This is a genomic window from Vibrio diazotrophicus (genome assembly GCF_038452265.1).
GTDB lineage: Bacteria > Pseudomonadota > Gammaproteobacteria > Enterobacterales > Vibrionaceae > Vibrio > Vibrio diazotrophicus.
In genome coordinates, this window is record NZ_CP151842.1 from 742,830 (window position 1) to 758,222 (window position 15,393).

General features: G+C 43.5%; 13 protein-coding genes and 1 pseudogene. 11 read left to right on the forward strand and 3 right to left on the reverse strand.

Features of this window, described 5'->3' with window-relative positions; translation table 11 throughout:
• The first annotated feature begins 527 nt into the window (after positions 1–527).
• Together istA and istB are read left to right on the forward strand one after the other, a co-directional pair.
• On the forward strand, positions 528–2,060 hold the full coding sequence (gene istA, locus AAGA51_RS03375) for an IS21 family transposase (RefSeq protein WP_337165989.1): 1,533 nt from the start codon (positions 528–530) through the stop codon (positions 2,058–2,060).
• A 9-nt stretch (positions 2,061–2,069) separates the two neighbouring features.
• Complete coding sequence (gene istB / locus AAGA51_RS03380) at positions 2,070–2,810, forward strand: IS21-like element helper ATPase IstB (RefSeq protein WP_337165987.1); 741 nt, start codon at positions 2,070–2,072, stop codon at positions 2,808–2,810.
• A 452-nt stretch (positions 2,811–3,262) separates the two neighbouring features.
• Here istB and AAGA51_RS03385 read toward each other — a convergent pair whose 3' ends face one another.
• On the reverse strand, positions 3,263–4,516 hold the full coding sequence (locus AAGA51_RS03385) for a hypothetical protein (RefSeq protein WP_042489139.1): 1,254 nt from the start codon (positions 4,514–4,516) through the stop codon (positions 3,263–3,265).
• Positions 4,517–5,104: 588 nt separating this feature from the next.
• On the opposite strand from AAGA51_RS03385, the gene AAGA51_RS03390 reads away from it, so the two are divergent.
• From AAGA51_RS03390 to AAGA51_RS03415, 6 genes are all read left to right on the forward strand, one after another.
• Positions 5,105–5,740 carry an inovirus Gp2 family protein gene (locus tag AAGA51_RS03390; protein WP_042489136.1) on the forward strand — a complete coding sequence of 212 codons (636 nt, stop codon included), beginning with the start codon at positions 5,105–5,107 and terminating at the stop codon, positions 5,738–5,740.
• Positions 5,741–5,804: 64 nt separating this feature from the next.
• Positions 5,805–6,479, forward strand: a complete 675-nt coding sequence (locus AAGA51_RS03395; protein WP_042489133.1) for an inovirus Gp2 family protein — start codon at positions 5,805–5,807, stop codon at positions 6,477–6,479.
• 53 nt (positions 6,480–6,532) lie between these two features.
• Positions 6,533–7,132, forward strand: coding sequence for an inovirus Gp2 family protein (locus AAGA51_RS03400; protein ID WP_042489130.1), 600 nt, complete (start codon positions 6,533–6,535; stop codon positions 7,130–7,132).
• Positions 7,133–7,205: 73 nt separating this feature from the next.
• Positions 7,206–7,406, forward strand: coding sequence for an AlpA family transcriptional regulator (locus AAGA51_RS03405; protein WP_010440638.1), 201 nt, complete (start codon positions 7,206–7,208; stop codon positions 7,404–7,406).
• A gap of 68 nt (positions 7,407–7,474) precedes the next feature.
• A complete protein-coding gene (locus AAGA51_RS03410; RefSeq protein ID WP_042489125.1) occupies positions 7,475–7,912 on the forward strand; it encodes an RNase H family protein in 438 nt (145 codons plus the stop codon).
• Between the two features lie 124 nt (positions 7,913–8,036).
• Positions 8,037–8,309, forward strand: a complete 273-nt coding sequence (locus tag AAGA51_RS03415) for a hypothetical protein (RefSeq protein WP_042489122.1) — start codon at positions 8,037–8,039, stop codon at positions 8,307–8,309.
• Between the two features lie 43 nt (positions 8,310–8,352).
• On the opposite strand, the gene AAGA51_RS03420 is transcribed toward AAGA51_RS03415, so the two are convergent.
• Positions 8,353–10,500 carry a putative bifunctional diguanylate cyclase/phosphodiesterase gene (locus AAGA51_RS03420; protein WP_255209412.1) on the reverse strand — a complete coding sequence of 716 codons (2,148 nt, stop codon included), beginning with the start codon at positions 10,498–10,500 and terminating at the stop codon, positions 8,353–8,355.
• Between the two features lie 191 nt (positions 10,501–10,691).
• Between AAGA51_RS03420 and AAGA51_RS03425 the strand changes: the two genes are divergently transcribed.
• Positions 10,692–10,865 (forward strand): hypothetical protein, encoded by a 174-nt coding sequence (locus AAGA51_RS03425; RefSeq protein WP_156102081.1) that lies wholly within the window; start codon positions 10,692–10,694, stop codon positions 10,863–10,865.
• A 22-nt stretch (positions 10,866–10,887) separates the two neighbouring features.
• Here the strand turns inward: AAGA51_RS03425 and AAGA51_RS03430 are convergent, their stop codons facing one another.
• Positions 10,888–12,123 carry a sensor domain-containing diguanylate cyclase gene (locus AAGA51_RS03430; protein ID WP_042489116.1) on the reverse strand — a complete coding sequence of 412 codons (1,236 nt, stop codon included), beginning with the start codon at positions 12,121–12,123 and terminating at the stop codon, positions 10,888–10,890.
• 204 nt (positions 12,124–12,327) lie between these two features.
• Here AAGA51_RS03430 and AAGA51_RS03435 point away from each other — a divergent pair.
• Together AAGA51_RS03435 and AAGA51_RS03440 are read left to right on the forward strand one after the other, a co-directional pair.
• Positions 12,328–12,547: pseudogene (locus AAGA51_RS03435) on the forward strand (RNase H family protein); the annotation flags it as partial.
• Positions 12,548–13,126: 579 nt separating this feature from the next.
• Entirely contained in the window at positions 13,127–14,677 is a 1,551-nt protein-coding gene (locus tag AAGA51_RS03440) for a sensor domain-containing diguanylate cyclase (RefSeq protein ID WP_042489148.1), read from the forward strand.
• The last annotated feature ends 716 nt before the right edge of the window (positions 14,678–15,393 follow it).

Consider the following 15,393-nt stretch of genomic DNA (forward strand, 5'->3'; position numbering starts at 1 on the left):
TCACCTCTTTTTATTATTTTTGCTTCGGTATCTAAGTAATATTAGGGGATTTATTCGCGGCTTAATTGTTGGTGACTGGTTGTATAAGCATTAGTTATAACCTTGTCAGTTGCAAGCCTTTTAATCGTTAGCAATGTAAGCCAAACTGAGTTCATGAATCTCTCTTATTACTTTGAAAATAAATGGTATTTTTATTTTTTATAAGCTTGGTTTGAGAGGTTGTTAACACTTAATGGGTAGGCAAAAAGGATGTAAGATACGCCAGTTTATAGCTAAAAGTTTAGTTTTTCTCAGAAGTGCGTATTCCGGAGCAATCCAGCCACCGTTTCCGGGATTCCCCGGACACCCATTCCGTTTTAATCCGGACACTATTTCCGGCATAAACCAGCCATTTTTCCACTAACTCCGGAATCACTGTCCGGTTAAGCGGAAACCCTGTCCGGTTACTCCGGAATATCCCTCTTTTCTCTTTTAAATCAATCACTCACTATTCTTGTTATGCATATTAACGTAGCAAGGAAGTGATAATGCCGAAAAAGAGAACATCTATGACAAACATCAAAGAGGTATTACGCCTTAAATATGAGTGCCATCTGTCGACCAGAAAGATCGCTTCCTGCACGAAAGTAAGTCGTTCAACCATCTCAGAAATACTGACCCGTTTTGAGCAAAGCGCAATGAGTTGGCCTCTCCCTGAAAGCTGCTCTGATACTGAACTGGCTCAGACTCTCTATCGTGACAAAACAATCAGCGACACAAAGGTGATGCCGGACTTCGCCCAGTGCTTTGTCGAACTGAAACGTAAGGGCATGAGCAAACATCTGCTGTGGGAAGAGTATCTGGCTGAATATCAGGAGAGAGCTTATCGTTACAGCCAGTTCTGCGAGCATTACACTCGTTGGTTAAAGAAGCAGAAACGCAGTATGCGTCAGAGCCACCTGGCCGGTGACAAACTGTTCATCGACTACTGTGGACCAACCATCCCGGTGGTAAACCCTGAAACCGGAGAAATCCGCAACGCTCAGATCTTCGTGGCGACGTTAGGTGCGTCCAACTACACCTATGTTGAAGCCTGTGAAAGCCAGCGACTTGAGCACTGGCTGGAAGCTCATGCCAATGCCTTTGAACACTTCGGCGGCGTTCCGGCGTTGCTTGTACCTGATAACCTAAAATCCGCGGTGACCAAAACGGACCGCTACGAACCCAAGCTCAACGATAGTTACCGCAAGTTGGCGTACCATTACCGCACGGCCGTTATGCCAGCACGCCCTTATAAACCCAAAGATAAAGCCAAGGCTGAGAATGCCGTCCTTATCGTTGAGCGTTGGATCATGATGCGGCTTCGTCACCGAACCTTCCATACCTTCAAAGAGCTAAACCTCTCTATCCGGGAGTTAATGGACTCACTGAACCAAAGACAGATGAAACAACTGGGAGCCAGCCGAAAGGAGCTGTTCGATACTCTGGATAAGCCGGCACTAAAACCTCTCCCCGTACAACGTTATCTCTACACAGAAATCAAACGCGCCAAAGTGGGGCCGGATTATCACATCGAATACAAAAGGCATTATTACTCTGTTCCCCATCAGTTAGTGGGCCAATACGTTGAGCTTGAAGCCACTTCCAGGCTGATACAGATATACCATCAGGGTAATCTGATCTCTCAGCACCCAGCCAGTAAAAAAGAGCATGGGATCAGTACTTATCCGGAGCATATGCCCAGCAATCATCAATATCAAAAATGGTCACCAGAGCGGTTACTTAACTGGGGAGGCCGGATCGGCGCAGCGACACAAGAAGTGGTCAACCGATTACTCATGTCGAAAGCGCATCCTGCGCAAGCCAATCGCAGTTGCCTTGGGCTTCTCAACCTGACGAAAAAATACGGTGACGCTCGCTTAGAGCAGGCATGTAAAGATGCTCTGATGGTGAACAAACCCTATCTCAGGTTCATCAGAAACTTGCTTGAAAATCACCGGGAAGGCCTGTTGTCTTCGACTCCGGAATCCACCCCTGACATCCAACACAGCAATGTGCGCGGACCCAACAGTTATCACTAGGAGAGAATGATGAACACAATAAGCGAACAACTCAAATCACTGCGTCTGAGCCATGCCGCCTCGGCTCTGGAGCAACAACAAGAGCAGTTATCGACCTATGCAGAGCTGAGCTTCGAAGAGCGGTTAAGCCTGCTGCTTGAAAGCGAAGTGTTGGGACGAAATCAGGCCAAAATCCAACGCCTGAAGTGGCAAGCTAAACTCCGGGTCGATGCTCTGCCAAGTCAGATTATCTACAAAGAAGGACGAGGACTTAAGCGTACTCAAATGAGTGAGCTATTAACCGGGAGCTACTTGCACAAAAAACAAAACGTTCTGATCACCGGACCGACGGGAGCAGGAAAAACCTACGTTGCCTGTGCGCTTGCAGCTCAAGCTTGCGACCAGCTCTACAGTGTCCGTTATCACAGGCTCAGCCGTTTACTTGATGACCTGAGTTCAGGTCGCCTTGACGGGACTTACCAAAAGCAACTTCTGGCTCTGTCGAGAAAACAACTTCTGATCTTGGATGACTGGGGAATGGAAAAGTTGAGTCCGGATCATGCGGGTCACTTGCTGGAGCTTCTGGAGGATCGTTATCAAACCAGCAGCACCATTATGATAAGCCAGCTTCCGGTTAAAGAATGGTACAACATGATAGGCAATGCCACGGTTGCTGACGCCTTATTGGATAGGTTAATCCACAACAGTCACCGAATAGAACTCGGAGGAGAATCAATGAGAAAACTGGCGCAATCCGGACAGGTAGAGTAAAAATAGGGTTAGAGAAAAGTTAGGGATATGAGGCGTCCGGTTAAACCGGAGCCGGTGTCCGGAATCACCGGAATACGCAGAAGTGCAACAGTCAAAATTATCTAAAGCAGGATTTCTGTAGGCCTATTAGGGGAAGTACTTCTTGTAAGACAACAAGTTCTAGATACTTTGCTGCGTTTTAACATGCGGTTTGATAATGTATCGTGACTAACTCAATGCAATGCTGAAATGTGTAAATAGCCAAACATTGGTGGTTCAAAAAAATACCTGAAGAACTAAATACAAAAAGGGCGATAACTCTATGAGTTATCGCCCTTTCCAAACGTTTGGTGGGCTGGCGTAAGTTGATCTTAACTTTTAATTCATTGATTTTATTTTCAATTATTCGGTTTGATTTTAATTGGTGTACCTTGTGGTGTACCTATTGCTTACTATAACGATGAATCTATACTTTAGTCTCGCTTCAGAAGAGGTCTTCCAAAAGTTTTTGTTTCAAATATTTTATCCAAATTTGTAACCTTCTTTTTCTGCTCCGATGGCATTGTAAGAGAGTCGTCGTTGGAATCTTGACCTACATTGCCCTCTTTAGCATTTTTTCGATTTTCCAACTCTCTATCGATCAACTTTTTAAGCTTGGCCTTGATCTCGTTTCTTCCATCGCTGCCAGTAAGCTCGATCAACTTAGCCCAATCCACCTCACTGAATGTTAGTGTTTTTTCTTCTTTAGTTTTGAAGGCGTTGCTTTGTGAAGATGAAGACTTAGCTTTTCTTGAAAACGAATCAGTGAGTTCTTTTACAACTTTTTTAAATGTTGTAGCCTCGCTACTTTTTTCACTCAAATCATCAGGTGAGGTTGTTGCGCAAAGTACGTCAAAAATGCACATAATGGTATGTTTTTGTTTAATGGAATCATTAGTTGTGTTTAAGCCGGTTCCTGGATACTTTTTCATCAAGTAATGGTAATACCAAGCGTTCAATTTTTCATCGTTTGAGTTAAACACGTTCCACTCTGTGTTTACGTAACGACAACTCAATTGGTAGAGACTTTCTATATCATTAATTATTTCTAGCATTACTCTTTGGTCGTCTACATGACAAGAAACAGCAATATACTCAAGTGTTCTGGCGATACTATCCTGAGCTGGTGATGTTTTGTTTGGACAAATGTTTTTTAGAGCTGCAAGGAAATGTGGCTGGTTGGCATAGTCGAAGGCCATTTGAGCGAATTTACTGAGTTTGTGCTTATCAGTATCTTTTGTTGACTTTGCTGTTTTAAAGTCAATTTTTGTTTTTTTGAAGTCAACCGATGTTACAGGGTAAGACAAGTCAGTAATGTTGTTATTGATAACAGCGCGCATCAATACTGAGAAAAAATATAGTGGCCTTGGTTCAGATAACCATTCTATCTGTTTACTAATATCCCCTCTTATTTGCTGAGCGCGTGAAAATAAAGAGCTAATGAAATCATCCAAATCTTCATTTTCATATTCAGTTAAATCATCTCCTTCTAAGTATTTATATTCAATGTCGAGCTTGTCTCTAATTAATTCTTTTAATATTAATTGTAGGCTTGATTTGTTCCTATTGCTTAAATCAATCACCTCATCTCTTTTATTTTCTAATTCCCATTTAATTATATAAATATAAAGTTTCAGGTCTTCTTCTGATGAGTTTTTAATCAGCTCTAAATATCTTCTAGTACTCATGGTCATTCGTTTGTGCAAGATTTTTGTCGGTCTAGTGTAGGAGAAATGTAGGAGAATTGATAGTTTTACAACTATAAATTGTGGGTTTTATGTTGGTTACTGGTGGGTTTTTTGCTGGTTTTTCTATAAGGTTTCAGATTAAACTCAGGATCGATGATTTCGAATGTCATTTAGCAGTGTTCAAAAAGTGGACAGGCCATCCACATCTGATATATGACATAAGTTATTTTTCACTTTGAGTGGATTTAATATAAAGCATCTCTGGTAAATAATCAAATTAACGATTTGATATAAACTGAATGGGATGTCATCCTCTGGTTGTAGTGGGTGTTTTTTAATGAATTTAAAATCCAAGGTGATAAGTTTCGAGTGAAAGGAAACATGATTATTTTTATCCTTAAGTCTGTTTTGTTTGATTTTTGCGTAAAAGGACTACTATTTTTATAAAAAGGGGATTGGTTTTTGTGGCAAGGTCGTTTTGATGTCATGAGGATATGTTGGTATAGGTAATATACATAACTACCAACTACTAAAATTTACGTTACTCCCTGTGTGTATGAGAGACACACGAATAGGGATAACAACACCATGAATCACCAGTACACATCTGAAGACAAGTTCAATAACTACGACCTACCTCAACCAACGAAACGAAAGCAACGATTCTTCTATCGTAAGTTTCACCTCTACAAGATTTCTCAATTGATAGAGAAAGCATTGAAGTATCACACTAGGCTATCCGTGTTTCGGATAGACCTACACTTACCCGAAGATTTCGATGATGCAGATTCGAAAGTCATCACTCGATTCTTCAAATCTCTAAATGCCAAATTGGACGTAGATATAAAACGTAAAGAGAAAAGCTGGGGAAGGGGTTTAAAGAACAAGACCAGTTACATCTGGGCAAAAGAGAAGAATACCTCTGAGCAGTACCACTACCACGTTGCTATTTTCCTGAACAAAGATATCTATTATCAACTCGGGGATGTAGGAGCGTCAGACGGCTCTCTAGCCGACTTGATTAAGCAAGCGTGGTGCAGTGCTATCAAACAGGATAAACCAGCACTAGTTCATTTCTGCAAAAATGGTGTGTATCGCTTAAACCTGAAAGCATCAGATATTGAACAATCGAAGAATGAACTATTCAAAAGGGTGTGCTATTTCGCTAAACCTAATTCAAAGGTATACGGAGGGACTATGAGAAACTTCGCTACTAGCTCTTGATACACTTAAAAATAACGGTAGTAACAGTTCCTGTGGGAATCACACCAAACCACAGGAACCAATCATGATTCATCAACTCAACGTAGCTCATCAAAGAGCCCACACTATCACTCATGACAGAACCTTCAATGGGAAACCACTCTACTACTTTGAGAATGGTCTCGTCCTCGAATACCTAGAGGGTATAGACCGAGTGCTGACTGAAGCTCTAAACCAATATCCAAGAATCTATGCTGTTCACATCAACCTAAATCTACCGAGTGACTTCGGGGGTGATTACCTAACGGTGTTTACCCATTTCTTTCGTATTTTAGAATCGGAGACTAACGAGCTCTGTAAGGACAAATACACCGACAGAACTTATCAATACCAGCAAACGGTCATTCGTTATATCTGGGCGAAGGCGAATGAATCCACCAGCAAGCACCATCATCTTATCTTGCTCTTTGATAGGGCTCTCTTTCAAAACTTAGGCACTGGTCGAGAGGGTTGGGGGCGTTTTCTCTACAAAAAAGTGAGGAAGACATGGGATAGGGTGGTTGAAGCCTATTACAATCAATCATGCTCAGGATTAGCTTATTCCCCTAGCAATGAAGGTTTTGAGCTGTTGTCTGACGCTGAAACGTTCCCGTTACAGTTAAATGAGTTCTTCTATCGAATCAGTCGTCTCGCGAAGCCCATTACCAACCAGAACGATCACCCCAACAAGAGCTTTGGTTGCAGTCACGACTCACCTTAAAAAAATACAGCGCGAGTAATGCCTATGTCATTCACACACAAAAGGCATTACTCATGGCGAATAGAACCTACCTCCCAAGCATTACCCTTGACCGAACTTTTGAAGATTACCCGCTGTATTACAGCGACAAGGGGTTATACGAATCAGCACTGACCTCAATGGTCGATGTCTTTGAGCAGGCTCTCAGTCAGTTTGACATCGCTCTCGCCACACGTTTGGACTTGTTCTTGCCAGAAGACCATCAAGATACCGACCTCAGTATCCTCAACGATTACTTTAATCTGCTTAAAGAAAAGCTTGATACGGATTCTCTGTTTTATGTATGGCGTAAGCGGGAAGACAAGGTGCCATCCCACAACTATCGCGTGATGCTGTTTAGTGACTATAGCCAGCACTTTGGCCCCGCTATTTGTTGGGACAAGCGCAATGAATTGGTCGGGCACCTTAAAACGGCTTGGCAAGAAGCGATAGAAAAGCACTACAGCGGCGAAGCGCGGTCATTGGTGTTTCTCAATGACCGAGGCAATTATGGGGTGGGGACTCGTTGTCGTAGCAAAGACGTCAACATAAAGAACACTGTCTTCCACCGCATGAGCAGTCTTGCTGAAGCGTGGGAAGAAAAGCGTTACTGCTTTGGCTCTAGCTTGGAATAGACCGACTGCATTTTTTTACAATGGCGGCTTATCACATGGGTATATACAAAGCAGGAGACGATTCCCAGTGAAAATGAAATTTCTACGACTTAAAGACGTGATGTCACTAACAGGGCTAGGCCGCTCCACTATCTACAAGTTCATGGCTGATGAAACCGATTTTCCGAAGAGTGTCCCACTCGGTGGACGTGCCGTGGCTTGGGTCGAAAGTGAAATCGAGGAATGGATGGAGCAACGTCTAGCACTGCGAGACAACCAAGAATCCTTTCAGTAACACAAACATCAATGGGGCGCTGGCTAAGCAAAGTCATGAGCCCTTTTGCAATTAGAGAGAGATAAAAAATGAGTTATTCAATTTACGTAGACGGCGCGGCACCAAACAACCAACACGTCTGTATGCGAGGTGGCATCGGGCTGGTGGTGATGGATGAAGACAATGAGATTGTTCATGAAGAAGGTATCACTATTGACCGCAAAACTGACAGTGCTGAGCTGGAACTACTGGCCTTAGTTGAGGCGTTGGAGTACGCAGAAGATGGGGACGTGATTTACTCAGATAGTGATTACTGTGTAAAAGGTTTCAACATCTGGATGGACGATTGGAAAGACCGAGGTTGGCGCCGTGCGGATAAGAAACCCGTCAAAAATCGTCACTTGTGGCAACAAGTAGATGAGCTGAGTTCTAGGAAGTATGTTGAAGTTGAAAAGGTAAAAGCACACTCCGGTGTTGAAGGGAATGAGAGAGCAGACTTGTTAGCGGTTGAAGCCGCGGCAATATAAGGTCAGTGGCACGCAGCTTGTGGGATGTACACCACAAGCTGTTATTCTTATTTATCATTGGTATTGATGGTTTCGACAGTTTCTCTTAACGTGCGGGTATTGTCTGAGGAACTAGTTATCTCTAATGATCAACGAAAAGTTTAGAATGCCCGTTATCAAGTTGCGCAACCCATTTCTACCTTCGCCTGATGAAGTCTCAGAGTTTTTGGGACTCCCTGTTTCTCCAAGAGAAAAAATAAAGTGGTTAAATGCATCAGTGGTAAAGAGCAAGCTGCCGACAGACCGCGCGCTGGATAATACTAGCAAGGAGAGAATACGATGGAAATCGATACGTCAGTTTGCTTGGCAATTGGCGAAAGTGTTTGCTATACCAAGAGCGTTTAAGTTGTATGACTAGCGAAGCGCTGATGTTTGCTATTTCATCTTAAGTTGGGAGCTTGCTAGGTCAATCTCCGGGCGTTCGCCTGTAAATAGCGTTCAAAGTCACATAGCGATAAAGGCGGACTATAGTAATAGCCTTGGTGCGTATCACATCCGTGCTCTCGAAGAAAGGTTTCTTGAACTTGTGTCTCAACGCCTTCAGCGATGACATCGATACCCAATGCTTTGGCCATGGCAATGGTCGCGGTGACAATGGATTGGTCGTTAGGGTTATCTTCAAGATCTGAGACAAAGGAGCGATCGATTTTAATCTGACTTATAGGCAGACGCTTGAGATACTGCAAAGAGGAATAGCCCGTACCAAAATCGTCTAATGAAAAAATGATGCCACGCACTTTTAAGGCCTGCATGTGGGCGATAGTCAGTTCAATGTCATCGACTAGCAGGGTTTCAGTGAGCTCGAGCTTTAACGTGCCAGGTAAAATCGGATAACGTTCAAGAACCGATTCAACTTTCGCCACGAAATCCGAGTGCGTGAACTGTTTGTAGCTCACATTGACAGACAAAGTCAGATATTGGAAGTCAGATTGCCAACGCGAGAGTTGAAGGCAAGCTTGTTCTAGTACCCAATCCCCAATACTAATGATCAGTCCCGTTTCTTCCGCAAGTGGAATGAAGTCATCAGGTGCGATAAGTCCATGCTCTGGATGGAACCACCGAATCAGGGCCTCCGCGCCGACGGTCAGATGGGTGCCATGGACTTGAGGTTGATAATACAATGCCAGTTGATTGAGTTCGACGGCTTGGCGCAGTGACGACTCGAGATGGAGGCGTTGCAATACCTTGTCTTGTATCGTGCTATGGTACAAATGTGACGCATTTTTTCCGTCGAGCTTGGCGTGCGTTAACGCCATCCCAGCGCGATTAATGAGCTCCTCTGCGCCAACGGCATTATCATTAAAAAGCACCATCCCGATACTGGCACTGTTGACAAACTTATGCTCGTCGATGGTATGAGGTTGTGCCAACGTCTCTAGTAACTGAGTGCTCCATTGGCTGACTTGTTCGAGCGCTTGAGGATACTCTTCAGGTAAGCCACAGAGTATCAACATGAATTCGTCATGTCCGATGCGCGCTAACGTATCCTGGGGGCGAAGAAGCGCACAGATACGCTGTGCGATGAGTATCAGCAATGTATCACCACACGGGTGACCATGAAGGTCAATGATTTTTTTAAAGTCATCGATGTCAATATAGAGAATCGCACAGTAAGATCGACGATGTGCGAGAGAGTCACATTGCTGGGTTAACTTATCTAATAACCAACGCCGGTTTGGTAGTGACGTCAGTGGGTCAAAGTAGGCGAGTTGGGTAATGGTTTCCTCGCTCTCTTTACGACTCGTGATATCTTGAATGAATCCGGACAGTCGCTCAGGCTTGCCGGACTTGAGGTAATGCACCTGTCCACGACACTCTATCCACCGGCGCTCCCCATCGCTGAGGCGAGTGACTGGGCACTCTAGGAAGAAGTCTTCGCCAGTCTCAAAGCTGTGCTGCCGAGCGGCAATGAAGTCGGGCATGACGTCTTCATCGATGACGGATTTTAGGGTATCAAGGCCTGGGGGGCAGGACCTTTCTAATCCGAGCAAGTCATAAATTTGCGGTGACCACTGAGAACGAGTGCCCTCATAAGGGGATGACCAGTGCCCGATTTGAGCGTAATCCATGGCATCGTGAAGCCGGCGTTCACTGTCTCTAAGTCGCTCGAAGGCATGCTGGTGTGAATGCGGCTCACTGAGCATTAGGACCGCGACGTCGGCGAGGCGTTGTGAAGCGAATACCACTAACGATGTCATGGGCTCGGTTGGTGTAGACGGCTTTTGCGACGCAGAAAGCCAGCGAATCCATAAAGCGAGCGCCGCCAACAGTTGCTGTTGCTCGGTGTTCTTTTCTATAAAGGCGTTAAAGGCACGTAACGTGGAGCGGAAATCTTGATAAGCGTTGGGGGTGAGTGCCATCGCCTGCTCAGCATGCCTAAAAAAGTGGGTTAGTGCGTTTAAGAGCCGGTCATCGCGTTGCGCTTCGATAAGGCACCGAGCTACGTCATCAAAAGGGCGCGTTTGAGGTATCGTGGGGTAATCTTCAGCAGTAAGTCTGCCTTGTTGGCCCTCAAAACTTAACGAACGGTTACGATGGGACTTCGTCATAACTGCGGGGAAAACCTCTCTTGCTTCATGTCTAACATCGCTCGTATTTATGTCAATCATACTCAGGTTGTGTTGATAGTCAACGCGTCACAGGTACACACCGATTGATATCACCTTATATTGGGTAAGTTTTATGCACGACGTTTCATTTTTTGAGAGGTAGTAGTTTTATTAATCGATAGCGGTGTTAGATGATTGTCGAATGTAATTTGACCGCCTACGGTTTGTCGAAAGTAGTCAGTTTGGTACACCAAGCTAACATCGCTCGAACACATCGCAAGTTTGCGCCAGTTCTGCATCGCCAAGTACAGTCAGATTGGCATCGCATTAGTGTCGTTGATTCGCCAACGAATCGCTCTTACTAAGCGTAGACCATATTTGACAATATTACGGGCGGTCCACCTTTACTTGGTTTCGTCCGTTACGTTTTGCTTCATAGAGCGCGCGATCGGCTCTCTTCAGAACATCGGAGACTTGTGTGTCGTCAGTGTCTAGACTGGTGACGCCGATGCTGATGGTAACGGACTTCGTAACGTCTAGTGCTAGATTCGCGATGCGTGATCTCAAGGTGTTGGCGAGGTGCGAGGCACCGGTAAGGTCAGTGGACGGGCAGACAATTAAAAACTCCTCCCCACCCCAACGGCCTAACACGTCAGTTTGGCGTAGGGTGTCACGAAGTGTGTTGGCAATGGCTCGCAATGTGTTGTCGCCCACATCATGTCCATACGTATCATTGATGACCTTGAAGTGATCGATGTCGATGAGGATAACCGAAAATGGGTGCCCATAACGTTGCCCTTTTTGAAATTCTTGGTTGAGTACACGATCGAGTTCCCGACGGTTATAGATATCGGTCAGTGGATCGGTCACCGACAGCTGTCTTAACTTAGCTTCGAGTATGACTCGATCGGTAACATCCTCGATGACGGCTTGAACAGCTGGCTCTCCATCCCATTCAATCAGGTTGTCGTAGACGCGAAAGTAACGAATCTCTCCATCAAAACATCGATTTTTCACAACCGTTTTGGCCCCGGATAAACGGCCACTAATGAGTGATTGATAACGTGACTGAGCGTTGGCGTGCTCCTCCTCAGGTAGTAAAGTGAGTAAGTTGACATCACGGAGTACGGCGTCGATGGAGGGGACGCGCATCAAGTCAACCCAAGCTTGATTGACAAATATGGGTTTAAAGTCTCGGTGGACGCTAATGCCTTGCCCTGAATTGGTGATCAGCTGTTTAAATTTTTGCTCATTTTCCTGAAGTTGCTGTTGGGCTCGTTCTTGTGCTGAGAGATCGATAACCGTGACTTGTAAAGCGGGTTTTCCGTTCCACTCAATCACGTGATCGATGGCAAACACTGAGAATTCCCGACCGTGGCGATGGCGATTACGAAAGGTTCTCCCTCGGGGAAGAACGTCACCTTTGAGCGTTTGATAATAGTTGTCGATCGCTTTGGGATGGTCAGAGGGATCAATCAAGTCAAGAAAGGAGTCTATTGAGTTGAGGAGTTCTGAGGCGCTAGAGTAGCCATACAGGTGCGCGTAGTATTCATTGACGAATACGGTCTCTAAATCTTGGATAATGATGATACCCAATATGGATATGTATGGTACCAGCTTCAATAACCCCCCTCTGTATTGACTGGTGCTTGATATAGTTAACTCGCTTTTTACTGATAACATATACCTTCAAATAGATGCGTTAAGGCAAAAAAAGAATTGGGAGCAATCACGCTCTCCACTGTCGTTTTTTACTGCTGCTGTTGGCATTAACATTACTTTTTTTTATGATTTCACTGCCTTCGGGCATTGTGATGGCTGGAAAAGAAAGGCTGGCGTAGAGCCGATAAAGCAGATTAAGAATCGACGCTTATGGCAGGCAGTCGATGAGCTGCGTTCTGGCAAGTATGTCGAAGTCGAAAAGGTTAGAGCGCATTCTGGTGTCAGAGGGAATGAGATAGCGGATTCGCTAGCTGTTGATGCAGCTAGATGTGATATAGATTCATGTAACAGTGCGGCTTGTAGGTTCAATCCAACAAGCCGCTAGTATTCGTTATTTGCGTTTTTCTTAATAACATATAACTGAAGACGGATACGATAAAGATAAAAATTAGGATTCAACGTTGCCTTCTATTAAGCGGTTACCTATAGAGTTATTAAGTGGGGTTGTAACGTAAACATTTGATTTTATATCATATTTCCCTATTACAATAAAAGCCAATTGTAGATTAGGTCTATGCTATACATTGTGCTCTGTACCTGATAGTCCTTAAAACTTTAGATGCATGCAAAATTGGCAGTAATAGGACGTAATGAAAAAATAGACGCTTCATATTGCATCTTTTGGGGAGAGAAGAATTTTGCCCAGCGTTTTAGCCATCAGGGTAGAAGACGTATCCGACTTTTGTCTATGGCGGGAATGTAGATGAAATGTTTCTCGATACTCCGTCACAATCATCAAGTAACGCTCAAGGCAAAATGCGATGATAGTTAGTCTGTTATACAGTTAGTCGCATTTGTTCATGAGTACGGTATAGTTACATCGTAATGCTTGCTATTACATATTTTTTAGTTCATTTAGAATGATTATTCTTCTCTTAAAAATAGGTACAGTAATTTGTCCAGAGTGGTTGATAAGTTGAATTTGAGAAAGTTGATACTTTTTTTATGCATGTTCAGTGTAGCTATTACTTTATTGAATGCCTTTTACACGGTTTATCGCGTTCAAAAAGAATTGATTCTTAGCAATACGATGGAATCCAATTGGGTTTATGCCGAAAAAATGGCGGACATGACCGATGCTTTTATTGATACCGCGATGTCTCAGTTGAACTTCAGTGCGAATATATTGAGTAAAAAGATTGGCGATACTCAAGTGTTAGACAATGAAGTGGAACGTTTAAGATTACAGACGAATGCATTCAATTCAGTGGTAGTCGTGGATTCTAAAGGCACTATCATTGCAATATCACCTGAAACATTGGCATTGAAAGGCGTTACATTAAAGCAAGACGCCGCTCGTCAATCTTTAAACGCAAGAGCGCCTCTCATTACGGACCCTTTTGTATCACCTTCTGGCAACTATATTACGAGTATCTCCCATCCGATTTATTCTGAAGCTGGCGAATATTTAGGGTATGTCAGTGGTACTTTGTATTTGGAACGCCAAAATATTTTGACAAGACTTTTGGGTAAACATAGTCATCAAGATGGTTCGTATATGTATGTCGTCGACCGTAATAAAACCATCATTTATCATCCCGATAAGAGGAGAGTCGGGCAAGTGATACTCAATAATGAGGCTATCAACGCGGTTGTTAACCGTGAAGATGGATATGGTGACATTGTCAATTCGCAAGGTGTTGATATGTTGGCTGGTTACGCTCCAGTAAAGAACTCCGGATGGGGCGTGATAGTCCAAAAGCCAAAGAATAATGCTTTAAACAGCCTTAATGATTTAATGTTTCTTGTCTTTTGGAAAGGTTTCCCGATAGGTGTGCTGACATTGATGTTTATTTGGGGGGCATCTATTTTGATATCTCGGCCACTTTGGCAGCTCGCCAGTGCTGCTACTAAAATTGGTAATTACAAGTCGACGATATCGGATTTAAACCGTATTCATGCATGGTACTTTGAAGCGTTGCACTTAAGGCGGAGTTTTTTGAATGCTATGGGTGTCGTGTCAAATACCATTGATAAACTCCATTCAGATACGTTGACGGATGCGCTTACTGGTGCTTTAAATCGAAGAGGATTAGATAAGACGATTGAACAGTTTCAAGAGCAAAATAGACCATTTTCATTGTTGGCTTTGGACATTGACCACTTCAAGAGGGTTAATGATACATTTGGTCATCATATCGGAGACGAACTAATAAAAAGTTTATCCAAGATAATGAAAGAAGAAGCTCGAGCACAAGATGTTGTGTGCCGCTCTGGTGGTGAGGAATTTATTATTTTTCTTGCCAACACTAACCCGACTAGAGCATATGATGTAGCAGAGCGAATTCGCCGCTCAATAGAAGCCTATCATTTTGATACTGTCGGTAATGTAACAATTTCAATTGGTGTATCGCACTGGAAAGGACAAGAGGACTCTATACATGAGGCAATCAAAAATGCAGATAATGCGCTGTATAAAGCTAAGCGTAATGGGCGAAATCGCACTGAACTGTAATAGAAGGTCTTAGGTCATGGTTAGCCTCTCTTGTCAGACTATAAACTCTGGGGGAGGTAAGTTCTGTCTGGTAGACTGGCTCTGTAAGATTTCTAATAGCTCAAATGATTAAAGTTTCGATTACGCCTAGTTTAGCTACTTTGTTGTATCGAGAATCGCTACCTTCAGGGTTATTTAGCTATATACTAGGCAAGTGAACTATAGGTGACATAGGGTTCGTGAGAGTGGTTAATACAAATCTTAAAGAATATGATGATTTAGTAGATAAGTACTCAGGTGTTCTACTATCTGAATTAACAGAAGAGTTCGGAGATGAACAGACTGCACTATATGTAACAGTTTTGACTTTTGAAACTCTCTGGTTATTTCTGAAAAGTAATGCACCCCCTCACAACATTCTCAGGTGGCTACACATTCGCGCAAAATACATACAGTCGGCGAAAATTAATAGCCATTAACCCCTAGTCATTTGATTGTTCAAAGGCTCTATTAAAAAGAATTGATGTCATATTTGGACAAAGTCCCTCCACCTTCCCTTAAGGTGTTAAGTAGAGTTGTTAAGTTAAGTAATGTATGGCAATAAGTGAACGCTGAGTTTCTGTGTAAGTGCATCATAATCAAAGACACAAAAAGTCAGCAATTTTTTGGATTGCTGACTTTGCACACCCTATTTAGCACGAGGGAGCCGTCGTACTCCCATTTAGATTCATAGAGCT

What these genes read in the sequence shown, in the direction of transcription:
- istA (WP_337165989.1), top strand. Translation starts at nt 528, where the DNA reads ATGCCGAAAAAGAGAACATCTATGACAAACATCAAAGAGGTATTACGC.
- istB (WP_337165987.1), top strand. Translation starts at nt 2,070, where the DNA reads ATGAACACAATAAGCGAACAACTCAAATCACTGCGTCTGAGCCATGCC.
- AAGA51_RS03385 (WP_042489139.1), bottom strand. Translation starts at nt 4,516, where the DNA reads ATGAGTACTAGAAGATATTTAGAGCTGATTAAAAACTCATCAGAAGAA.
- AAGA51_RS03390 (WP_042489136.1), top strand. Translation starts at nt 5,105, where the DNA reads ATGAATCACCAGTACACATCTGAAGACAAGTTCAATAACTACGACCTA.
- AAGA51_RS03395 (WP_042489133.1), top strand. Translation starts at nt 5,805, where the DNA reads ATGATTCATCAACTCAACGTAGCTCATCAAAGAGCCCACACTATCACT.
- AAGA51_RS03400 (WP_042489130.1), top strand. Translation starts at nt 6,533, where the DNA reads ATGGCGAATAGAACCTACCTCCCAAGCATTACCCTTGACCGAACTTTT.
- AAGA51_RS03405 (WP_010440638.1), top strand. Translation starts at nt 7,206, where the DNA reads ATGAAATTTCTACGACTTAAAGACGTGATGTCACTAACAGGGCTAGGC.
- AAGA51_RS03410 (WP_042489125.1), top strand. Translation starts at nt 7,475, where the DNA reads ATGAGTTATTCAATTTACGTAGACGGCGCGGCACCAAACAACCAACAC.
- AAGA51_RS03415 (WP_042489122.1), top strand. Translation starts at nt 8,037, where the DNA reads ATGATCAACGAAAAGTTTAGAATGCCCGTTATCAAGTTGCGCAACCCA.
- AAGA51_RS03420 (WP_255209412.1), bottom strand. Translation starts at nt 10,500, where the DNA reads ATGACGAAGTCCCATCGTAACCGTTCGTTAAGTTTTGAGGGCCAACAA.
- AAGA51_RS03425 (WP_156102081.1), top strand. Translation starts at nt 10,692, where the DNA reads ATGATTGTCGAATGTAATTTGACCGCCTACGGTTTGTCGAAAGTAGTC.